Origin of the sequence: Streptomyces sp. RPA4-2, from assembly GCF_012273515.2 — a bacterium.
Taxonomy (GTDB): domain Bacteria; phylum Actinomycetota; class Actinomycetes; order Streptomycetales; family Streptomycetaceae; genus Streptomyces; species Streptomyces kaempferi.
On record NZ_CP050975.2, the window covers coordinates 9,840,092 to 9,860,181 of the forward strand.

Consider the following 20,090-nt stretch of genomic DNA (forward strand, 5'->3'; position numbering starts at 1 on the left):
AGCCGAAGAGATCCTCGAATCATTCGCCCGCTTCTGTCGACGGATCTCCGGCGCACGACACTCGACGGGGCACGCTTGCGGGCCCCGACCTGGTCGTACGGCGCCGAAGGCTCCCATCGCGCACCGCATCGGGCAACGATCACTCCTGGCAGACCTCTTGACGCAGGGACGATTCCGGACGAACAATTTCGGTCATCCGTTTGACAACGTTGTCTTATCGAAAGGCGCCCAGCGTGCCCGATGCATCCCTGCATGTCGATCGCCGCCGTTTCGTCCAACTCCTCGGCGCCGCCGCGCTCGTGGCGACCGTCCCCGTCACCCTCGGGAGCGGCATCGCGAGCGCCCAAGGACGCCCGGGCACGGCACCCGACACCGTTGCGGAGACCTACTACCGTGTCCTGCTGAACCACACCCACTGGTCCGAGACGCAGTGGGACGAGGCCCGCGGCTACTACACGGACAAGGACTTCGGCTTCGCCGTGGTGCTCGGCAACGCGGTTCTGCTCACGCACGGCAGTTACGACAGCGACCGCGCCGGAATCGACGAGAAGACGCTGAAGGCCCGGACGACAGCCACGATCCAGCACTTCGCCGCGTCCAACCGGCTCACCGGCGGCACCCAGTGGGGCCGAACGCTGTTCTTCGACACCACCTTCCAGCTTTACTTCGTGCTCGCCGCACGGCTGTTGTGGGACGAGCTCGATGAGGCCACCCGGACGAACGTCGACACGATCGCCCGCGAACAGGCCGCCTACACCACGGGCTTGGGCACGGGCGACGACCCGAACTCGGGCGGCTGGACCCCGCACGGCCTGCTCGGTGGCCACGAGGGCGACACCAAACTCGAGGAGATGGGCGTCTACGCGCAGTCCCTGGCCCCCGGGCTGGCCTGGGCCACGGACGACGCGCGGCACGCCGACTGGGACAAGGCCTTCGGCGCCTGGGCACGCAACGAAACCGGTCTGCCCCAGGCTGACCTGGTCAACCCGGCCCGTGTCGACGGCGTCCCCGTGTCCGACAACACCGCCCGCAACCTGTACGACACCTTCATCGTCGAGAACCACGGATCCTTCGGCCCGCACTACCAGGAAGAGCTGTGGCGCACGTCCGGCCGAAACGCCGCCCACTTCATCACTGCCGGGCGCCCGTTGCCCGAAGCGCTCACCAATCAGCCCAACGCGGACGAGCTGTGGCGCACCCTCCTCGGGGTGATGAGCGACGCGGGCGAGCCGCTGATGCCGATGGTCAACGACCGGGAGCACCTCTACGGCCGTGACGTCATCCCGCTCGCCTTCCTCGCCCAGGTGGTCGGCGACCGCGCGGCGGCCCGGGCGGAAGTGGCGCTCGCGGAGCGGCTGGAGGCGTACCAGAAGTACCCGCCGGAGTACCGTCTGGCCAAGTTCTCCGGCGAGCCGAAGTACGAGCCGGAGGCACGTGCGGAGGTGGCCATCAGCTACCTCTTGCACCTGTGGGCGGCGGGACAGGGCCGAAGGGTGCGCCCCCTGACCGCGGAGGAACTGTTCGAACACGCCTCGGGCGTCACCGACTTCGGCACCGTCCCCGGTCTGGTGTCCCACCAGTCGACCGGCGCCTGGGCGGGCGTCGTGACCAAGCCGGGCTTCGTGAAGTTCGCCTGGCAACCCGCCCACGACGACTGGCTGTTCAAGCTCAGCGGCGCCAACCCCATGTTCCTGCCCAGCACGGCGGCACCGGTGACCGGCCGCCAGGTGCGGACGTACAGCAAGCTCCGCGACGGGTTCGACGGCAGTGCAACCGTGGTGCGCCTGAACACGGGCCGGGCGGGCCTGACCACCTTGCCCTCGGGTGCGGTCGTCTACGCGACGACCGGCGTCGCAGCGGGGGAGGGGCACCTGGAGGTCCACAACCTCACCATGCCGGGCATGGCGGGACTGACGGGTTCGCGCACCTACCGCTTCGCGGAGGGCAGCGCCACCGTGGCCGCACAGGACGCCCGCCCGGCCGCCGCCACCCCGCGCGTGGACGAGGTCACCTTCGCGAGGACGGAGGTCAGGCAGTTGCGCATGGCCGGCGTCCTGCCCGACCCGATGTACGGCTACTCCCTCTACGCCTTCGAGGCCCGCGACGGTGCGGAGGGCGCCGACCTCGCCCGGAGCGGGACGGCGACCGCGTCCTCGTACGACCTCGGCAAGGAGCCGGCACTCGCCGTGGACGGCAACGCCACGAGCCGATGGGCGGTTTCGAAGGCGGACCGGCCCCGGGCGGACAGCTGGATCGCCGTCGACCTCGGAGCGGCGCACGCGGTGGACCGCGTCACCCTCCGCTGGGAGGCCGCCGCCGGACGCGCGTACACCGTGCAGGGTTCGACCGACGGCCGGCAATGGAGCGACCTCGTCTCCTGGCCCGAACCCGACGTTTCCAGCAAGGGCGGCTGGCTCGACGTCGACGGCCGAGCCGGCCTCGTCGTGAGGGGAACCAAGCAGCCGCTCGCGGTGTACGGCGACACGGTCGTCCTGGCCGACGGTCCGGCGTCGCCCCTGCTGGCCGAGGGTTATCCCGGCATATCCACCGACCAACTCCGCGACCTCGCCCGCGGTGCCGCTCCGCAGGCCCAGGACGACAGAGTCCGCGCGGCCCTCACCGAGGATCACCTCAGCCTGTTCAACCTGTCCGACCAGCAGGTGACGACGCGCATCGACATCCCTCAATCCGGCGCGCGCACGGCCCTGTTCGAAGGACGCCAGACCCTCACAGCCCAAGGCAGCGCCTACGAGGCCCGCCTCGATGCCGCCACGGCCGAACTGCTGCCTCCGCGCATGGTGGTGAGTCCACTGTTCGGAGGAAGGCTGCCCGCCGGACTCCGGGCGGAGGTCGTCGACGCCGCCACCGTGCGGCTCACCGGCCCGTCCTGCCGCCTGCGGGTGACCGGCCAGGGCCGCAGCGAGATGACCGAGGTCCACGCGGGCCGCACCACCACGGTCACCCTGCGGGGCGCCGCGGCCTACCTACTGGACGACCTCGCCCTGGGCCGCACGGTCTTCCCGACCAACCCGCTCCCTCCCGGCATGTCGGACCCCTCGGCCGCCGTCGACGGTGACCCGCACACGGCCTGGACACCCGGCCCCGACGGCCGCATGGTCGTCGACCTCGGTGCCGAGCACCCCGTCCGGGAGATCCGCACGGAGTGGACCGGCGGTCACGTCCCCCGCCTCGAGGTGGAACTCAGCAGCGACGGCCTGGCCTACACACAGGCCGGCCGACTCACGGGACGCGGCAGGAGCCGCCGGCTCACCACCAACGGCACCGCCCGTTACGTGGCACTGGCGACCGACGCGGGACGGCGGGACGACGCCCGGCTGACCAGCCTCTCCGTGCGCTGACCGGCCTTCCACCCGCCGTCTGCCTCCTGGCAGCGGAACGCCCGCCACCGCGTGGGGAGTTCCGCTGCCGGACGTCCAGGTCTCCACGACCCGGAGAAAGGCGAACCACAAATCCGTGACCGCGGGCCGGGGCAGGACGAAGGCAGCTCTGCTCCGGACCTCGCTCGTCGGCGACGGACCGGACGACCGAGGTCCACACACCGCGAAGGGCCGGGTTGTCCGGGTGTGGATCATGAGCCACCCGGCCACTGCCTGAGGGCGGGGTCGTGGGCGGCCCGCGGTCGGCGGTCGGTGGTGTCGCAGCGCAGCCGCCGAGGGACACCGAGCCACCTGTGGCTGCCTGCCGCCCACCCAGCCACAGCCCAGGTCACACGCCGTCGACGTGCCCCCAGTGCTTGATCAGCACCACCGGTTGCGTGCCCTGCGGGATGCGGACAGCATGTTGCAGGAGCAGAAGAGCCCTTTTGCTCCTTTTGTGCGACACATCGGCTACTCTCCGTGACACCTGGTGTGCCGACAGAGACCGGACGGTGTGACGGCGGAGGAGGCCACGGGAGCGCTCTCCAAGGTTCGCGGACGAGAAGTCTTCGCACGGCTGCACAGCGCCTTGAGGGCCTCCTCGCACGGTCCGCCCCCACCGATCACTCGCAGAGGGAACGGTCGGCACCGACTCCGTCGGGCACGTCAGCACCCTGGAGCGGTGGTGCCACCACAAGGAAAGGACCTTCCTGATGTCCACCACCGTGATCCAACACGTGCTGAACAGGCTGCGGGACATCGGCGTGCGTCACGTCTTCGGTGTTCCCGGCGACTACGCCTTCCCCGTCGACGACGCCATCGCCGAACACCCGGACATAGATTGGATAGGCAGCTGCAACGAGCTGAACGCGGCCTACAGCGCCGACGGTTACGCCCGTGTGCACGGCATCGGCGCAGTGTGCACCACCTACGGGGTCGGGGAACTCAGCGCGATCAACGGCATCGCCGGCGCCTACACCGAACACCTCCCGGTGTTCCACCTGGTCGGCATGCCCAAGATGCCCGTCCAGGCCCACCACTCGCTCGTCCACCACACCCTGGGCAACGGCGAGTTCGACCTCTTCCAGAAGATGTCCGACGCCGTGGTGTGCGCGAGCGCCATCATGACACCGCAGAACGCCGCGGCCGAGACCGAGCGCCTCATCGCGGCGGCGCTCTATCACCGCCGCCCGGTCTACATGGCCTTTCCCGCCGACCTCGCGGAGATGCCGGTGATCGGCAAGGCCCAGCCGCTCTCGCCGCCCGCCAGCGACCCCGCGCAGGTGGAGGCGGCCGTTCAGGCCATCACCGACATGCTCGGCCGGGCGAACAGCGCCTGCGTCCTGCCCGGAATCCTCACCACACGCGTCGGCCTCGGCGCGGACCTCCAGCAATTCCTCGACGCCACCGGCCTGCCCTTCGCCACGATGATGGCCGACAAGAGTGTCCTGGAGGAGGCCCAGCCCGCGTACATCGGCATGTACGACGGCAAGCTCATGAACGAGAGCGTCCGTCGCTTCGTCGAGGACGGTGACGTCGTCGTCCTGGTCGGCGCGATGATGCACGACTTCAACACCGGTGCGTTCACCGCCAACCTCGACCCCGGCCGTACGATCGACATCCGCCATCACCATGTCAGCGTCGACGGCATGACCTACCAGAGCGTGGAGATGAAGGACCTCCTCGACGCTCTCGCCCAGAAGCTCCCGCGCAAGCAGTGGCCGCGCCCGTCGGCAGAGGTGAACCGGATGTCCCAGGCCGCCGGCAGCGGCGACGACTCCATCACCGCCGAGAACCTCTACCCCCGCTGGGAGAGCTTCCTCAAGCCCGACGACATCCTGGTCGCGGAGACCGGAACCGTCTCCATGGGCCTGGCCTTTGCCCGGCTGCCCCACGGTGCCACCTTCCAGAACCAGTCCCTGTGGGGATCGATCGGCTGGGCGACCCCCGCCGCGGTCGGCGCGGCCGTCGCCGCCGCGGACGAGCAGCGGGTCGTCCTGGTCACCGGCGATGGCTCCCACCAGCTCACCGCTCAGGAGATCAGCCAGTTCGGGCGGTTCGGCCTGCGCCCGGTGGTGTTCGTCCTGAACAACCACGGCTACCTGATCGAGCGCCTGCTCTGCAAGGACCCGGACATCGCGTACAACGACCTCGCCAACTGGCACTACTCGGAGCTGCCGAAGGCCTTGGGCTGCGACGACTGGTTCACCGCCCGCGTGTCGACCCTCGCCGAACTCGACCAGGCCATGGAGACCGCGGCGAAGGGCGGCACCGGCTGCTACATCGAGGTCATGACGGACACCTACGCGGCACCGCCCCTGGCCAACCAACTGCACGAGAACATCGACACGCTCTACTCTGCGTAGACCCACCGGCGCGTACACGCGGGTACGGCACTTCGCGCGGCCCCCGCCGTCGGGGGCTGCGCGTGCTCAGGCCCCGCCCCGCTCGCGGGGGATCTTCTGGCCGGCCTCGACAGCCACCGGCAACCGGTTCTCCACCGGTGGCAGCGGGCAGGTGGCCAGGTCCGTGTACGCGCACGGCAGGTTCGTCGCACGGTTGAAGTCCAGGACGACCGTGCCGTCCGCGGCGGGCGCTTCCACGGTGAGGGCGCGGTTCGCGGCGTAGGTGGTGACTCCCGAGGTCGCGTCGGTGAACAGCACCGTCAGCCGGCCCGCGCCATGTCCGGGGAACGCGGTCAGGGACAAGTGGCGTCCCTCCAGGTCGAACTCGATCCGGCCCGGCGCGTCGTACACATGCTCCAGGCCCTCGACCGCCGCACCCACCGTGGTCGGCCGCGGCTCATCGAAGGCGACATAGCGGCCCGTCAACGCCCAGCGCGGATGCGGTGCGTAGGCGGGCGTTCCGGTGAAGGCGGTGCGCAGCGGCGCGTCCGGATGCCGGGGACGCACGATGTCGTTTCCACCGCGCTTGGCCACCTCGATCACGGCGTCACCCCAGACCGCGTCGACGCCACCGCGTTCGGGGAGCACGCCGAAGTGGTGCTCCCCGCGCACCGGGGCTCCGTCGACCAGCAGTTCCTCACCGTCGTCGAGGGCCACGGTGACCCCGTCGGTGCCGGTCCACCACGCGCCCGGGGCGTCCGGGAAGCGCTGGGGCCGGTCGTCCAGCCAGTGCAGGCCGGTGATCGCGAGGAAACCGTGCGGGTCGGCGAGCCGTTCCTCCTGCGCGCGGTACCAGTCCAGCCAGTTCTGGGTGAAGGCCTGCAGATCCGTCGTCGTGACCTGAGTGGTCATCAGTACTCCTTCGTCTTCGTCGCGCGAGTGGCTGTGTCCAACTGCTGGTTGCCGCGAAGAGGCCGTAAGCCCCGCGTGTCAGCGGCGAGTTGACGGACGCAGCCCTCCTCCGTCCGGCAGGTCCACACACCCTGGCCGTGGAGCGCTCCTCCTGCGGTCATGCCAGTGAGAACCACCCACGCCCGATCCGGCATTCCGCTCCGTGTGTGACAGCTTCTTGTCAGTCGTGTGTACGGGGACGGCCTCACGCCGGGCACACGGGGCGGGGCCCGCGCCTCCGGGGCGCCCGGGCCGAGGGAGGCGGTCAAGCAGCATGGTGGGCCGGACCCCGCCTGTCGCGACGTGTGCCGCTCAGCGGACCGGAGCACCGACGTGCCGTTCCGCGCGGATGTCCTGGCGGCCCGGAGCGGGTCGGTTCGGCTGGGATCCGTCCGGCCCGGCGCGGGTCGGGAGCCCGGAACCGCGCGGCGACGTGCATGATCGTGGGTCTCACGAGGAACGGTCGGCCTTCATCTCTCGTGGGAGGGCAGACGATCAGCGTCGTGTCGGACCCAGTGCGAAAGGACATCGCCCATGGTGAAGAGCCGCGTCGAGGCCCGGGTGAGGCACCCCAGGCACGAGCGCCGTGGTGAGGCCCGACTGCCTGGGGTGGTCGCCACGCTCATCGCGATCACCCTGTACGTGGCCCTGCCGCAGCAACTGTTGGTCGCTCCGCGCTATGTGCTGCCCGCTCTGGAACTGCTCCTTCTGGTGCCGCTCATCGCGGTCAATCCCAAGAGGCTCACCCGGCAGACCAAGGCCATCAGGTTCTTCTCGCTGGCTCTCGTCCTCGTCATCGCGGCCAGCAACCTCACCGCGCTCGGCATCCTCATTCACGAACTGATCCACGCCGATGTCAAGGACGGCCGTTCCTTGCTGGTCGCGGCACTACAGGTGTGGCTCACCAACATCATCGCCTTCGGGCTCGCGTACTGGGAACTGGACCGTGGCGGCCCCGTGGCACGCACCCAGGCACCGCGTGGCGAGCTCCCCCTGGCGGACTTCCGCTTCTCGCAGGACGAGAACGACGACGCGGTGGAGGAGGTCGCGGACGGCGCCAGCGGCACCTCGGACTGGGTTCCGACCCTCGTGGACTACCTGTACATCTCCGTGACCAACTCGACGGCCTTCAGCCCCACCGACACGATGCCCCTCTCCACCCGCGCGAAGCTGTTGATGAGCGTCGAGAGCGTCGCCGCCCTCCTGACCTCCCTCCTGGTCATCGCCCGCGCGGTCAGTGTCCTGCACTGACCGGCCGGCTGAGGACGGCTGCCCTGTGCCCTTGTAAGGGGGCGGGGGAGTGATGTGGTCCCCGTGTCCCCTGTGTGTCCGCTCCACGCGTCCGTACATCCGCGTTCCGCGAGTCGTCCCAGGGGGACACACCACCGATGATCCGGGGGCGTCGCAGAAACCGCCGGAAGTCCCCGCGCCACCGCGGCCGGGGACTTCCGTGCGCTGGTGCCGACGGTCGGGTCCGGGAAGGCTCCCGGTGTCTGATCGTCGTCGGCACGGGCCGTCATCAGGGGCGTCAGCCTGGCCAGGTACCGGTCACGCGGCGAGTGGTGGTGGCACCGGCGCGGTCGACGGCGGCTTTGACGCCCGCGAAGATCGCACCCTGCAGCGTGGCGGCGAGCAGGATCTCACGCCAAGTACGGTTCTCGTCCGTGGCGTTGGGGGTGTCCTCGGCATGGGTGAGTATCTTCCAGGCCTGTTTGAAGGCCATCCCGGCGAGCAAGCCGCCGGCGGCGCCCAGGGCGAGACCGACCGGTTTGTAGGCGGCCTTCGAGGCTTTCACCGGCTCCAGCCCTTCTTGCGGCGGAACATCAGCCACGCGAGGGCCGTCGCGCCCCCCGCTGCCACCAGCAGCTTGCGGTTGTCCCGTACCGCCCGGGCGCCCTGGGCGGCCCGCAGCTGTACCGGCTCAGGAGCCTTTTCCTCCCACACACTTCCGGCCTGCGCGGTCTTCTCCCGGACCTGGGCGGCGGTCTGGGCCGCCCGGTCCTTGACCTGGTCGGGCAGCTTGTCCTGGACCGAGTGCGCGGCCTGGGCCGCCTTGGCCTTCAGCTCCCCGGCCTTGGCCACGGTCTGCTCCTTGACCTCGGCGGTCTTCTCCTTGACCTCGGCGGTCTTCTCCTTCGCCCGGGCCTTGACGTCGGTCTTGTCGGCCAGCGCCTGGACCGTCTCCCCGAGCTCGACACGGGTCTGCTCGACCTGTTCACGCAGCTCATCGGGGGTGGAGGCGGTCCGCTCGTGGTCGGATGGGTTGCTCATCGGTGGGCACTCCTCTTGATCTCGGCCACATCGGCCTTCACGTTTTCGATGGTCTGCTCAGGCACGGGGGGCGCCGCCTGGCCGACCTGCTTCTTCCCGGTCAGAGCCAGGACCGCGGCGATCACACCCAACACCGCGGTGACGATCAGCGCCGCGGCCCACACCGGCAGCGGCACGGCCAGGGCGGCGATCGCGGCGACCACCAGAGCCTCCAGCGTCAGGAAGCCCACGATTCCGGCGCCCCCGAACAGCCCGCCGCTCTTGCCGTAGTGCCTGCCCTTCTCCTTCATCTCCGCCTGTGCCAGCCGGAGTTCGCCCCGGACCAGCTCGGTCAGCTGCTGCGAAGCCCGGTGCACCAGCTCACCCACCTGATCCGATCCGGACCCCTGTGCCTGCGTGCCGGACCCATCCGCGTGCGACCGCACACTCGACACGGCAATCACCTCCCACCAGTTTCCTCGGTCACCGCCGGGGCCCTGCTGAGCCACGACGGTCAGTGAGGAGGCGAGTACCCCCAACCGAGCAGTTCAGGGCAGGGACTGCGAATCAGTGCCGCCAGGGGCGACGGACGGTGCGCCGCGTGAACCGCCGGCACCAGCCCCGTAACGGCCGCGAGGTGCGAGGTGCGATCAGAGGTCGCCGAGCCGACGGCGGTCCTCCTCGTCCCAAGTGCGGGTGTCGCGCGGCTGGGTGTAGGGCTCCGCCTTCGGCGGGTGACCGCCCGCGATGGCCCGCTGACGGATCGTCTCGGCGTCGAACTCCAGACCCAGCAGGATCGCCAGGTTGCTGATCCACAGCCACACCAGGAAGACGATGACCCCGGCCATCGTGCCGTAAGTCTTGTTGTAGGACGCGAAATTCGCCACGTAGAACGCGAATCCTGCCGAGGCGATCATCCAGATCACGAGGGCGAGGAAGCTGCCCGGCGTGATCCAGCGGAACCCCTTCACCTTGGCGTTCGGGCTCGCCCAGTACAGGATCGCGATCATGACGGTGACCAGAACGACCAGCACGGGCCATTTCGCGACCGACCACACCGCCAGTGCCGTGTCTCCCACGCCCAGCGCGCTGCCGGCCTGCCGGGCCACGCCGCCGGAGAAGACCACGATGACGGAGCCGGCGACCGCCAGGATCATCAGTACGACGGTCACACCGACGCGCACCGGCAGGATCTTCCACACCGGACGGCCCTCCGGCATGTCGTAGACCGCGTTCGCGGCGCGGATGAACGCCGCCACGTACCCGGACGCCGACCACACCGCCAGTACGATGCCGATGACCGCCACGAGCGATCCCGCGCCGGAGTTGTTCCGCAGTTGTTCCACGGCCCGGGTGATGATGTCGTGGGCCGAGCCGGGGGTGAGCTGCCTGAGGTTCGTCAGCACCTTGTCCGTGGCCGATCTGCCGATGATGCCCAGCAGGGACACGAGCACCAGCAGCGCCGGGAACAGGGACAGCACCCCGTAGTACGTCAGCGCCGCCGCCCGGTCGACCAGCTCGTCGTCCTTGAACTCACGCAGGGACCCCTTCAGCGCCGCGCCCCACGCGCGCTTCGGCAGCTTCGCCGGACTGCCCGGTGCCGCTCGCTCCACCTCCGGCTCCGGGCCGACCTCCTCCGGCGGCAGTACCTCGTCCCTGCCGTGGTGATCTTTTCGCCCTGGAAGATGCAGCTTCGCCATAGGGGCCGGGTACCCCCTGAGCTGCCCGCGATGTGTTTGGCTCACCCAGGACACCCAGGACGCCTGGGACACCGAGCACACCCGCCGGAGGCCCGGCGCGAGCCTCGACGGCCCGGCTGGACGCTGTCGGACCGGACGAGGGCGTACCGAAGTCACCGTGCGTGAGCGAGCCGAAGGAGAACCGATCATGATCACGTTCCCCACCGCGCCGGACGTCAGAGCCACCCCCGAAGGCCTCCTGTGGGAGCCGAGCCAACGCTGGGTGCGCGGCCGCAACGGAGACGTCACCGTCGTCGACAGCAGGCACCCCGTCCTCGTGTGGGAACCAGGCGTGCCCGTGCCGTTGTACGCCTTCCCGCGCGAGGAGGTCCGCGGGGACCTGCTCCGCCCCTCGAAGAACCCGCTGACGGGCACGCACACCGGATCGCGGATCTTCTACGACCTGGAAGTCGACGGCGCACTGCTGGAGAACGCGGCCTGGACGTTCCCGGCCGACGACCTGGCCGGTCATATCGCCTTCGAGTGGTTCCGCCGCGTCGGACGGGGCCTGGACCACTGGTTCGAGGAGGAGGAAGAGATCTTCGTCCACCCCCGCGACCCGCACAAACGGGTGGACGCCATCCCCAGCGGCCGCCACGTCCGGGTCGAGATCGACGGCACGGTCGTCGCCGACACCCACCACCCGGTCCTGCTCTTCGAGACCGGCCTGCCGACGCGGTACTACATCCCGCGCGAGGACGTCCGGCTGGAACTGCTCGAACCGACCGACCACAGCACCGGCTGCCCCTACAAGGGGACCGCCGCGTACTGGTCGTGGCGGGGTGAGGCCGGCGCCCCCGACATCCCGCCGAACGTCGTCTGGAGCTATCCCGAGCCGCTGCCGGCCGTGGGCGCCGTCAAGGACCTCCTCGCCTTCTACAACGAGGCGGTGGACATCACCGTGGACGGTGTCCGCCTTGAGCGCCCGGTCACTCCGTTCACCCGAACGCTCTCGGCGCGGGAACCCGGATGACGGCGCCGGTGGCGGTCATCACGGGCACCACCGGCGCCACGCCCGTTCTCAAGCGGTCGGCTGCGCGCCGGAACGGGTCTCTTCCGAAGCGGTGGACGGGAGGCTCGTCTCTGCGGGTTCGCCGGCGAGGGTGAAGGTGATGCGGGTGCCGTCCGTGTACTCCGGGTCGACGAAGATGGTCCCGCCGTGGAACTCGACGATCTTCCTGCACATCGCCAGCCCGATGCCGCTGCCGTTGTAGGCGTCCTTGGTGTGGAGCCGCTGGAAGATCACGAACACCTTCTCGGCGTACTCGGGGGCGATGCCGATTCCGTTGTCGGTGACCGTGAACCGCCACAGAGCACCGTCCCGCACGGCGGACACGTGGATGTGCGGTGTCTCCTGCGGGCGGCGGAACTTGACGGCGTTGCCGATCAGGTTCTGCCACAACATGCCCATCTGGGTGGGCTCGGCGACCAGTGTCGGCAGCTCGTCCCGGGTGATCACGGCGCCCGCCTCTTCGATACTGACGCTGAGCGCGGAAAGGCTCCGCTTCATCACCGAGTTGAGGTCGACGCTCTGGTGGGCGTGGTGGACGCGGCCGACGCGGGAGAAGTCGAGCAGGTCGTTGATGAGGGTCTGCATGCGATTCGCTCCGTCGACCGCGAAATCGATGTACTGGTCGGCCCGGTCGTCGAGTTGACCTCCGTAACGCCGCTGCAGGAGCTGGGTGAAACTGGAGACCTTGCGCAGTGGTTCCTGGAGGTCGTGGGAGGCCACGTAGGCGAACTGCTCCAGTTCGGCGTTGGACCGCTGGAGTTCCGTGGACTGCTCGTCCAGGCGCAGCCGTGCCTGCTCACTGAAGTCCAGTTCGCGTACGAGCCGTTGGCGCATGACGTCGATCTCGCCGCTCAGCCGCCGCAGGTCCGCGGGACCGGTCGGCGTGATGGGATGACCGAAGTCCCCGTCGGCGACGGCGCGGGCGTCCGCCCCGAGCCGCTCCAGCGGCGTGGTGATGCCACGGCGCAGCGCCTCGAAGACCACGCCGGCGAGGACGGCGATGAGGACGGCGATCGCGCTGAACACCCAGTTCCGCAGCCTCATCGTGGTGGCCAGGTCAGCTCGCGCCTGGACTCGGTCGGCACGCAGCCCGTCCTGCTGGGTGGCCATGGATCTGCGGACCTGGTCGAAGGTCGTCTTGCCCTTCGCGGCACGTTCGGTGGCCAGCGGCGAGGGCACTCCGGCGGGTGAGGCGGCGATCGGCCGGGCGATCCGTTCCTGCCATTCCTGCACGGCGCTCTGTACGGCCTTCAGATCGCGAAGGCCCGCCCTGTCACCCTGGAGCAGCTCCGAGAGCGTCGCGATGTACGTCTTCTGCTCGGTGAGTCCCTGGTGATAGGGCTTGAGGAAGTCCGGTGTTCCGGTGAGCCCATAGCCGCGGATACCGGTCTCCTGGTTGAGCAGGGCCGATTCCAGGCGGATCGAGGTGGTCAGTGCGGGAGACTTGACGTCCACGAGGCTGTCGCTGATCGACGCCGTCCGTCCCAGGATCCACGCTCCGGTGGCTCCGAGCAGGGCCAGGACGGTCAAGGACACGGCCACTCCGACGCGAAGCCATCGCCGGGTCGTCCACGTGGAAAGCTCCCGCGCACGCGGCAGCCTTTCGTCGCCGGTCATTCCCTGACTCCTCCGCTGTGACGGCCGCCTTCAAAGCGGCGCAGCGCACACTGTAGAGGGCGGTCGACAACGTTTGTTGTCGTGGGGGCGGTCCGGGGCCTAATGTGCGGGTGTGCCTGGCAAGAACTTCGTCGTGCGGACCACCCCGCGGGAGACGGCCGCAGTCGCGGATGCGGCGGTCGATGATCTCGCGCGGCGCATCGCTCTTCAACTCCTGGAAGACCCCCCACATCCCCCGTCAGCCGATGATCCGACGCGTGCCCTGACCCTGCTCCACGTACTGACCCACCTCCAGCGGGCCGCCGAACGGCTCCAGCGGGACGCGGCCCTGGAGGCGGCCGGCGCAGGCGCCGGATACCCGCAGATCGGCGAGGCATGCGACATGACTCGCCAAGGCGCCCGACGCCGCTGGCCGGGACTTTTCCAGCACTCCAACGAAGCACCCACGGAGCATCAGATGATGACCACCCCCGCCCGCCCCTTCGACGTCCTGCTCGTCGAGGACGACGTCGCCGACGCCATGCTCATCGAGGAAGCCCTCTCCGAGCGCGGGGCCCGCAACCTGATCCAGGTCACCGACGGAGTCGCCGCGCTGGAACACCTGCGTACCCCGGGCAGCGTGCGCCCCGATCTCATCGTGCTCGACCTCAACATGCCGCGGATGAACGGCCGTGATCTGCTCCGGGTCCTGAAGGCCGACGAGGACCTGCAGACCATCCCGGTGGTCGTCCTCACCACGTCCTCCGCGCCGGACGACGTCGTCGGGGCCTACAACAGCCACGCCAACGCCTACGTGACCAAGCCCGTGAACCTGGCGGAGTTCGAGCAGGCCGTCCAGAGCATCGACGCGTTCTACCTGGAGACCGCGACGCGACCGCCTCGCGTCTGAACGCCGCGCGGTCCGCTCTTCGGGGAGGCAGTGCTGGTGTTCGCGCTCCGGCCTGAGGATGGTGGACCGGTCGGACAAGGCCGCTCGGTCCATCGGCGGTGTCGCGGTTCCTGGTCGTGGCGGTGCCACAGTTCCTTGTCGTGGGGTGCCACGGTTCCTCGACCGGCGGCCATGGATCGCAGGATCGCTGTCCGTGGCGGGGCTTCATCGGATGCGGTGTGGCGTGTGCGGCGTACGGGGTGTGTGGCGTGCGGGGTAGGCCCGGCCTGACTCCTGGGCCCCCTGTACGACTACGACGCCCGGCCGCCGATCGTCGAAATCGGTGGCCGGCGAGCCGGGGGTCGGAGTTACAGAAAGCGGCGGATGGGTACGACGGCAACCTCGCGTGCCCGCTGCAGCAAGGAGCGCCGCTTCCAGCGCCCCTCCTGAATCAGCGTGGCAGCCGCGACGTCCTCGTCGAAATGGCTGTCGAGGATGGCAGTGAACTTCTGCTCGAGCACCGCGAGCATGATCTCCTCGTCGTGGTCGAGTGATCGGCGGTTGAAGTTGGTGGAGCCGACCAGGGCGGCGACGCCGTCCACGGTGATGACCTTCGCGTGCATCATCGTCGGCTGGTACTGGTAGATCTTCACGCCGCAGGCGGTGAGATCCTCGTAGTAGTGCTGGCCGGCCAACTGGCAGACGCGCTTGTCCGTGTGCGGGCCGGGCAGCAGGATCTCCACCTCGACGCCCCGGCGGGCGGTGGCACAGAGCAGTTCGACGAAGTAGGCGTCCGGTGAGAAGTAGGCGGTGGCCAGCCGGAAGCGGTCCTCGGCCGACTCCAGCATCACCCGGATCAGGGTCTGCATGTCCTGCCAGCCGAAGCTGGCCGAGCCGCGTACGACCTGCACCACCGCGTCGCCCTGCGGTCGGTGCGGGACGAACCGGTCACGGGCGTCGAAGAGTTCGTCGTGACACTCGGCCCAGTTCTGCGCGAACGCGGCGGCGACGCCGTCCACGGCCGGTCCGCGGACCTCGACATGGGTGTCGCGCCACTCGTGCTCGGTGCGCGCGTTGCCGCACCACTCCTCCGCGATGCCCACCCCGCCGGTGAAGGCCGTCTGCTCGTCCACGACGAGGACCTTGCGATGGCAACGGTGATTCTGCTTGAACGGCGAAAGGGCCAACGGCTTGCGGAACCAGGCGACTTGCACCCCGGCCCGCTCCATCTCCCGCAGCAGGTCCTTCTCGATCAGCCGACTGCCGAACCCGTCCAACAGCAGCCGCACCCGCACGCCCGCGCGTGCCCTCTCCGCCAGTGCCTGCGCGAACTCGCGGGCTATGTCACCCTTCCAGTACACGAACGTCATCATGTCCACGGTGTGTTCCGCAGAGCGGATGCCGGTCAGCATCGCCGGAAAGATCTCGTCTCCGTTGCGCAGGGCCGTGAGCGCGTTGCCCTCGGTCGCCGCGATGCCGATCAGGCGCTCCAAACGGCGCCGTATCCGCTCCGTACGATCCTGGACCGTCGCGGGGTTCGACGTTTCGAGGTCGGGAGAAGTCAACTCCGGCTGGTCCTGGGTACTGGTCATGTCGTCACCTGGCCGGCAACCACAGGAAGCAAGGGAACCGCGCTGCCCGGTCCGGCGCGGGACGCAGCGAGCAGACCTTACCCTTCCGCTCCATGGCCCACGGTCCGTGGGCAGGACCGACCGGTCCAAGCTCAGCACGCACTCCGGACGGCTCCGCCCTCCGACGGGAGGGTGACGCTTGCGAGGCCCGCGTCCCGTACGCCGCACCCTTCCCGATCCCGAGCCGTTCCCGGACAGCCCGGGAGTGGGCCCGCTCCAGGGGTCCTGTCCGGCCCGACATCTGCATCGCCGAGTGCCTCTCTCGATCGCCTTCGACCGCCTTCGCCCCCATCGATCGCTCTCGATGGTCGATGGTCTCTGTCGAAGACCGGCTGCCCGTGACACGTGACCGCACGCCGCACGCAACTTTCTACCTCGAGTTGCGTGCTCACGGAGGGATAAATATCGTTACATCCCGTGACGAAGCCGTCGTATGAGGACGTCGGCAGCTTGTTGCCGTCCGTCTCGGACTCGGCCGGGGTGGAGATCACCAGGGCCGCAGGAATTCCGTTCCGATTTCTGTTACCGCCGATGAGAGATATGACTCTTTAGGGTGCTCTCTCGGAAACGATGGAATGACCCAAGGAGATCCGCCATGTCCGAAAGTCTCCGGCAGCAGTCCCGGCGTATGTTCATATCCACCTCGGCCGCTGCGATGGCCGCGGCGGCAACCGGTGTCTTCGGCGGCCCGTATACCAATAAGTACGCCGGAAAACCCGTGTCGGCGAGCGAGAGAGCGAGCATCCGCCCCTTCCGTGTGAACATACCGGAGCGGGATCTTGTCGAACTGCGCCGGCGTATCACCGCTACACGGTGGCCTGACCGGGAGACGGTCCACGATCAGTCCCAGGGCGTCCAGTTGGCGACCATGAAAGAACTCTCCCAATACTGGAGGGCGAGCTACAACTGGCGGAATATCGAGAACAAGCTGAACTCCCTGCCGCAGTTCAAAACCGAGATCGACGGACTCGATATTCATTTCATCCATGTCCGCTCCCGCCATGCGAACGCCCTGCCGATGATCCTTACCCATGGCTGGCCGGGCTCCATCCTTGAATTCCTCAAGGTGATCGACCCCCTCAGCAACCCCACAGCCCACGGGGGACGTGCGGAGGACGCCTTCCATCTCGTCATACCGTCCATCCCCGGGTATGGCTTCTCCGAAAGGCCGACCAGTACCGGCTGGGGCCCCGACCGGATCGCACGCGCCTGGGCCGTGCTGATGGAGCGCCTCGGGTACGGGCACTACGTCTCCCAGGGTGGCGACTGGGGCGCCGTCATCTCGGACAAGATGGCGATACAGCAACCCGCGGGACTTCTGGGAATCCACGTCAATTTCCCGGCCACCGTCCCCGCCGACATCGCGAAGAAGCTCGCCTGCGGTGACCCTGTGCCGGCGGGACTGGACGCCGATGAGAAGGCCGCGTACAAAAAGCTGGCCACCTTCTACAAGACGGGCTCGGGTTACTCCGCCATGATGGTCACCCGTCCCCAGACCGAGGGGTATGGGCTGACGGACTCTCCTGTGGGACTGGCCGCCTGGATGTACGACAAGTTCGCCGCATGGACCTACAGCGACGGCCATCCCGAGCGGGTGCTCACCAAAGACGAGATGCTCGACGACATCACGCTCTACTGGGTCACGAACACCGCCGTTTCCTCCTCGCGTCTCTACTGGGAGAACAACGCCAACAACTTCAACGCCGTGTCGGTCTCCATCCCGGCCGCTATCACGGTGTTCCCCGGTGAGATCTACCAGGCTCCGCGGAGCTGGGCCGCAAGCAGCTACCACAAGCTCATCTACTTCAACAAAGCGCGCAAGGGCGGTCACTTCGCTGCTTGGGAAGTTCCCGACATCTTCACCGATGAACTCCGGGCCGCGTTCCGGTCGTTGCGCAACTCGCGGGGAGTCGCGGGAAAATAGCCTTGCTGTGATGTTGGGGCCTTCTTGTGGGTGCCACCACCGTGCCCCAATAGGTAGCGGGTGAACCGGTGGTGCTCCTCCTCGGCGGAACGGTCATCGGCGCCGTTGAGGCCATTCACGCGACAGTCTCCTCGGGGCGCTCGACCAGGTGGCTGCGTTCGCCAGCGGACCTCAACGTATTCGATCAGCTTCAACAGGAGCTAACACAACGGGGTGGATTGGTCCTGGCTGCCTTGTCCGACCCGGGGGTTGAGCGTTGCGCGTCTGGACTGGTCGCGCTGTGTGGTCGACTCCTCCCATATCAGGGTGCTAAAGAGGGGTAGCGAGGCAGGGTCCTCCCCGGTCGACCAGGGCCGCGCTGGCTCGAAACACCACCTCATCACTGATGGTCGCGGAAACCCGCTCACGGTGCTGCTGTCCGGCGGCGACCGCAACGACGCCACCCAGCTGCTGCCCTTGCTCGACGCCATCCGGCCGGTCCGTGACCGGGTCGGCCGTCCCCGCCGCAAGTCGGACGAGCCGTTCGCCGACCGTGGCCACGGGCAGGACATCTACCGTGACCAGGTTCGGGGGCGAGGCATCGTGCCCGCGATTGCCCGTCGCGGGACCCGACACGGAACCGGACCGGGCATCTACCGATGGGTGGTCGAATGGAGCTTCGCCTGACTTCACGGCTTCCGACGGCTGCGTATTCGCTGGGAACGGAGAGCCGATATCCACGACGCCTCCTCCAACTGGCCTGCTGCGTCAGCACTTACCGCCAGCTGACGTCATTGCGGCTGTCAGGCACCACAATGAGGTGAGGCAGTGACGGGGGGAGCAGCCGTGACGCAAGAAAGTCGGCAGGTCGACAAGATCATTGGCGTGGGTCGCGGGCGTGTCTACAGACCGCAGGGAGTGAAGAGAATCCGCAGAGCCGTCGGATACACGCTGGCTCTGACGGTTGGTTTGCTCTTTGTCACAGTCGGTGTCGTCTCAAGCCTGGGGAACGTGGCTGCACGACTGCACTTCGACGACGCTGACCAGGTTCCGGCTGTAGTGGTCGGCGCCGACTACAACAGGCCGCAGATGAAGCAGAGCCCTAAGTTCGTCAGCGTCGCCCTGACCGACGGCCACAAGATGCGGGCGTCGATAGACAACGTCGGCCAAGCCCCAGATGGTCTGTCGCCAGGCGATCATGTCACCGTGCTCTACGACGCAGCGCGACCCGGACACGCACTGTTGCCCAGCCAGCTCAGGTGGGAGGCGCTGATGTTTCCAGGCGGGCTGTTCCTCGCTTGCGGACTCGTCCCCACCATCGTCTATGGGTTAGCGATCAGCCGAGTGATCTCCGCGCACCTCCGAGGCTAACCCCCTGGAGTCCCGTCACACACATCGGGGATTTGACCGCAAGGAGTGTGCCATTCATTGTGCTACTAGGGCTCCGTTAGGTTGTTCTGGCTCTTGGGCTTGGGGTGGTGGTGGTTGTTCTGGGCAGGGGGCGGTGGCAGGTGGTGCAGGTGCCGGTCCAGCAGTTCAGCAGGTCTTGGATGGTGTCGAGGATCTGGTGGAGGGTGAGTCCGCTGTATCGGCTTTTGGGGCCAGGCGCTGTTCTGTGAGGAAGGCGTGGGCGGAGGTGACCAGGGTGATGTGGTGATGCCAGCCGGTCCAGGAGCGTCCCTCGAAGTGGTCAAGGCCGAGGCCGTGCTTGAGTTCGCGGTAGTCGTGTTCGATGCGCCAGCGGATCTTGGCGAGGCGGACCAGTTCGGCGATCTGGGTGTCGGCGGGCAGGTTGGACAGCCAGTAGTCGGTGGGTGCTTCGGCGCCTTCGGGCCACTCGACCAGCAGCGTGACCTCGGGCAGGACACCGTCCCAGAAGCCCTCCTGCGTGGCGGCGGCCTGGGCCAGGCGGCGGGCTCGGATCCCGGCCGGCCGCACCCGCACTGCCAGGAAGTGTGAGCGCATCGGGCCGCGGGAGCCTTCACGCCAGGTCACCTCGGTGAACGCCTGCCGCCCACGGCCGGCGGCCAGAACGGATACGGAAGACGGCTTGTGCCGGTAGCGGGGCTGGGGCTTGCGGCCGTTGCCGGACCACGCGGGGGTAGTGGGCTGTGCGTCGTGCGGGTGGACCGTCACGTCCGAACGGACCGCCACGACATAGCCGATGCCCCGGCCGTCCAGGCCGTCGCGGAAGTCGGCGTTCTGCCCGTAGCCGGCATCGGCCACCACCACCGGCGGCACCAGACCCCACCCGGCCAGCTCATCGAGGGTGTCCAGGGCCAGACGCCACTTCTCCCGGTGACCGACCTCTTGAGGAATCCCGGTCTTCTGCCGCCGTCCGAAATCGCCTGCCCACTCCTGGGGCACGAACAGGCGCCACTGCAGCGGACAGGACGC

The 20,090-nt window shown here is 68.5% G+C and carries 15 protein-coding genes and 1 pseudogene; 8 read left to right on the plus strand and 8 right to left on the minus strand.

Translation table 11 applies throughout. The annotated features are described in order from the left end of the window. The first annotated feature begins 233 nt into the window (after positions 1-233). Together HEP85_RS43495 and HEP85_RS43500 are read left to right on the plus strand one after the other, a co-directional pair. Positions 234-3,359, plus strand: a complete 3,126-nt coding sequence (locus HEP85_RS43495; RefSeq protein WP_168533106.1) for a discoidin domain-containing protein — start codon at positions 234-236, stop codon at positions 3,357-3,359. Between the two features lie 731 nt (positions 3,360-4,090). Further along, entirely contained in the window at positions 4,091-5,743 is a 1,653-nt protein-coding gene (locus HEP85_RS43500) for an alpha-keto acid decarboxylase family protein (RefSeq protein WP_168533108.1), read from the plus strand. Positions 5,744-5,809: 66 nt separating this feature from the next. Here the strand turns inward: HEP85_RS43500 and HEP85_RS43505 are convergent, their stop codons facing one another. Next, positions 5,810-6,634: a DUF1684 domain-containing protein gene (locus HEP85_RS43505; RefSeq protein ID WP_168533110.1), complete on the minus strand. Its 825-nt coding sequence runs from the start codon at positions 6,632-6,634 to the stop codon at positions 5,810-5,812. A 573-nt stretch (positions 6,635-7,207) separates the two neighbouring features. Here HEP85_RS43505 and HEP85_RS43510 point away from each other — a divergent pair. After that, positions 7,208-7,924, plus strand: a complete 717-nt coding sequence (locus tag HEP85_RS43510) for a hypothetical protein (RefSeq protein ID WP_168533112.1) — start codon at positions 7,208-7,210, stop codon at positions 7,922-7,924. A 277-nt stretch (positions 7,925-8,201) separates the two neighbouring features. Here the strand turns inward: HEP85_RS43510 and HEP85_RS43515 are convergent, their stop codons facing one another. The 4 genes from HEP85_RS43515 to HEP85_RS43530 form a co-directional block, all read right to left on the minus strand. Then, positions 8,202-8,468 (minus strand): DUF4235 domain-containing protein, encoded by a 267-nt coding sequence (locus tag HEP85_RS43515; RefSeq protein WP_168533114.1) that lies wholly within the window; start codon positions 8,466-8,468, stop codon positions 8,202-8,204. Continuing rightward, positions 8,465-8,944, minus strand: a complete 480-nt coding sequence (locus HEP85_RS43520; protein ID WP_168533116.1) for a DUF3618 domain-containing protein — start codon at positions 8,942-8,944, stop codon at positions 8,465-8,467. Before HEP85_RS43520 ends, HEP85_RS43515 begins: the two co-directional genes overlap by 4 nt. Beyond that, the gene (locus HEP85_RS43525; protein ID WP_168533118.1) at positions 8,941-9,312 is read right to left on the minus strand and encodes a phage holin family protein; all 372 of its coding nucleotides are present in this window, start codon (positions 9,310-9,312) and stop codon (positions 8,941-8,943) included. Before HEP85_RS43525 ends, HEP85_RS43520 begins: the two co-directional genes overlap by 4 nt. 261 nt (positions 9,313-9,573) lie before the next feature. Further along, positions 9,574-10,623, minus strand: a complete 1,050-nt coding sequence (locus HEP85_RS43530; protein ID WP_168533120.1) for a YihY/virulence factor BrkB family protein — start codon at positions 10,621-10,623, stop codon at positions 9,574-9,576. A gap of 187 nt (positions 10,624-10,810) precedes the next feature. On the opposite strand from HEP85_RS43530, the gene HEP85_RS43535 reads away from it, so the two are divergent. Continuing rightward, positions 10,811-11,635: a DUF427 domain-containing protein gene (locus tag HEP85_RS43535; RefSeq protein ID WP_168533122.1), complete on the plus strand. Its 825-nt coding sequence runs from the start codon at positions 10,811-10,813 to the stop codon at positions 11,633-11,635. Between the two features lie 48 nt (positions 11,636-11,683). Here HEP85_RS43535 and HEP85_RS43540 read toward each other — a convergent pair whose 3' ends face one another. Next, entirely contained in the window at positions 11,684-13,291 is a 1,608-nt protein-coding gene (locus HEP85_RS43540) for a CHASE3 domain-containing protein (protein ID WP_168533124.1), read from the minus strand. 112 nt (positions 13,292-13,403) lie between these two features. On the opposite strand from HEP85_RS43540, the gene HEP85_RS43545 reads away from it, so the two are divergent. Then, the gene (locus tag HEP85_RS43545; protein ID WP_369658092.1) at positions 13,404-14,180 is read left to right on the plus strand and encodes a response regulator; all 777 of its coding nucleotides are present in this window, start codon (positions 13,404-13,406) and stop codon (positions 14,178-14,180) included. A gap of 347 nt (positions 14,181-14,527) precedes the next feature. Here the strand turns inward: HEP85_RS43545 and HEP85_RS43550 are convergent, their stop codons facing one another. Continuing rightward, complete coding sequence (locus tag HEP85_RS43550; protein ID WP_168533128.1) at positions 14,528-15,751, minus strand: phosphatidylserine/phosphatidylglycerophosphate/cardiolipin synthase family protein; 1,224 nt, start codon at positions 15,749-15,751, stop codon at positions 14,528-14,530. Between the two features lie 634 nt (positions 15,752-16,385). Between HEP85_RS43550 and HEP85_RS43555 the strand changes: the two genes are divergently transcribed. From HEP85_RS43555 to HEP85_RS43565, 3 genes and pseudogenes are all read left to right on the plus strand, one after another. Continuing rightward, positions 16,386-17,714: an epoxide hydrolase family protein gene (locus tag HEP85_RS43555; RefSeq protein ID WP_168533130.1), complete on the plus strand. Its 1,329-nt coding sequence runs from the start codon at positions 16,386-16,388 to the stop codon at positions 17,712-17,714. Between the two features lie 264 nt (positions 17,715-17,978). Further along, positions 17,979-18,517: pseudogene (locus tag HEP85_RS43560) on the plus strand (transposase); the annotation flags it as partial. 94 nt (positions 18,518-18,611) lie between these two features. Then, entirely contained in the window at positions 18,612-19,064 is a 453-nt protein-coding gene (locus HEP85_RS43565; RefSeq protein WP_248002580.1) for a DUF3592 domain-containing protein, read from the plus strand. A 165-nt stretch (positions 19,065-19,229) separates the two neighbouring features. Here HEP85_RS43565 and HEP85_RS43570 read toward each other — a convergent pair. Then, a partial coding sequence (locus HEP85_RS43570) for an IS701 family transposase (RefSeq protein ID WP_369658093.1) occupies positions 19,230-20,090 on the minus strand: 861 nt, incomplete at its 5' end.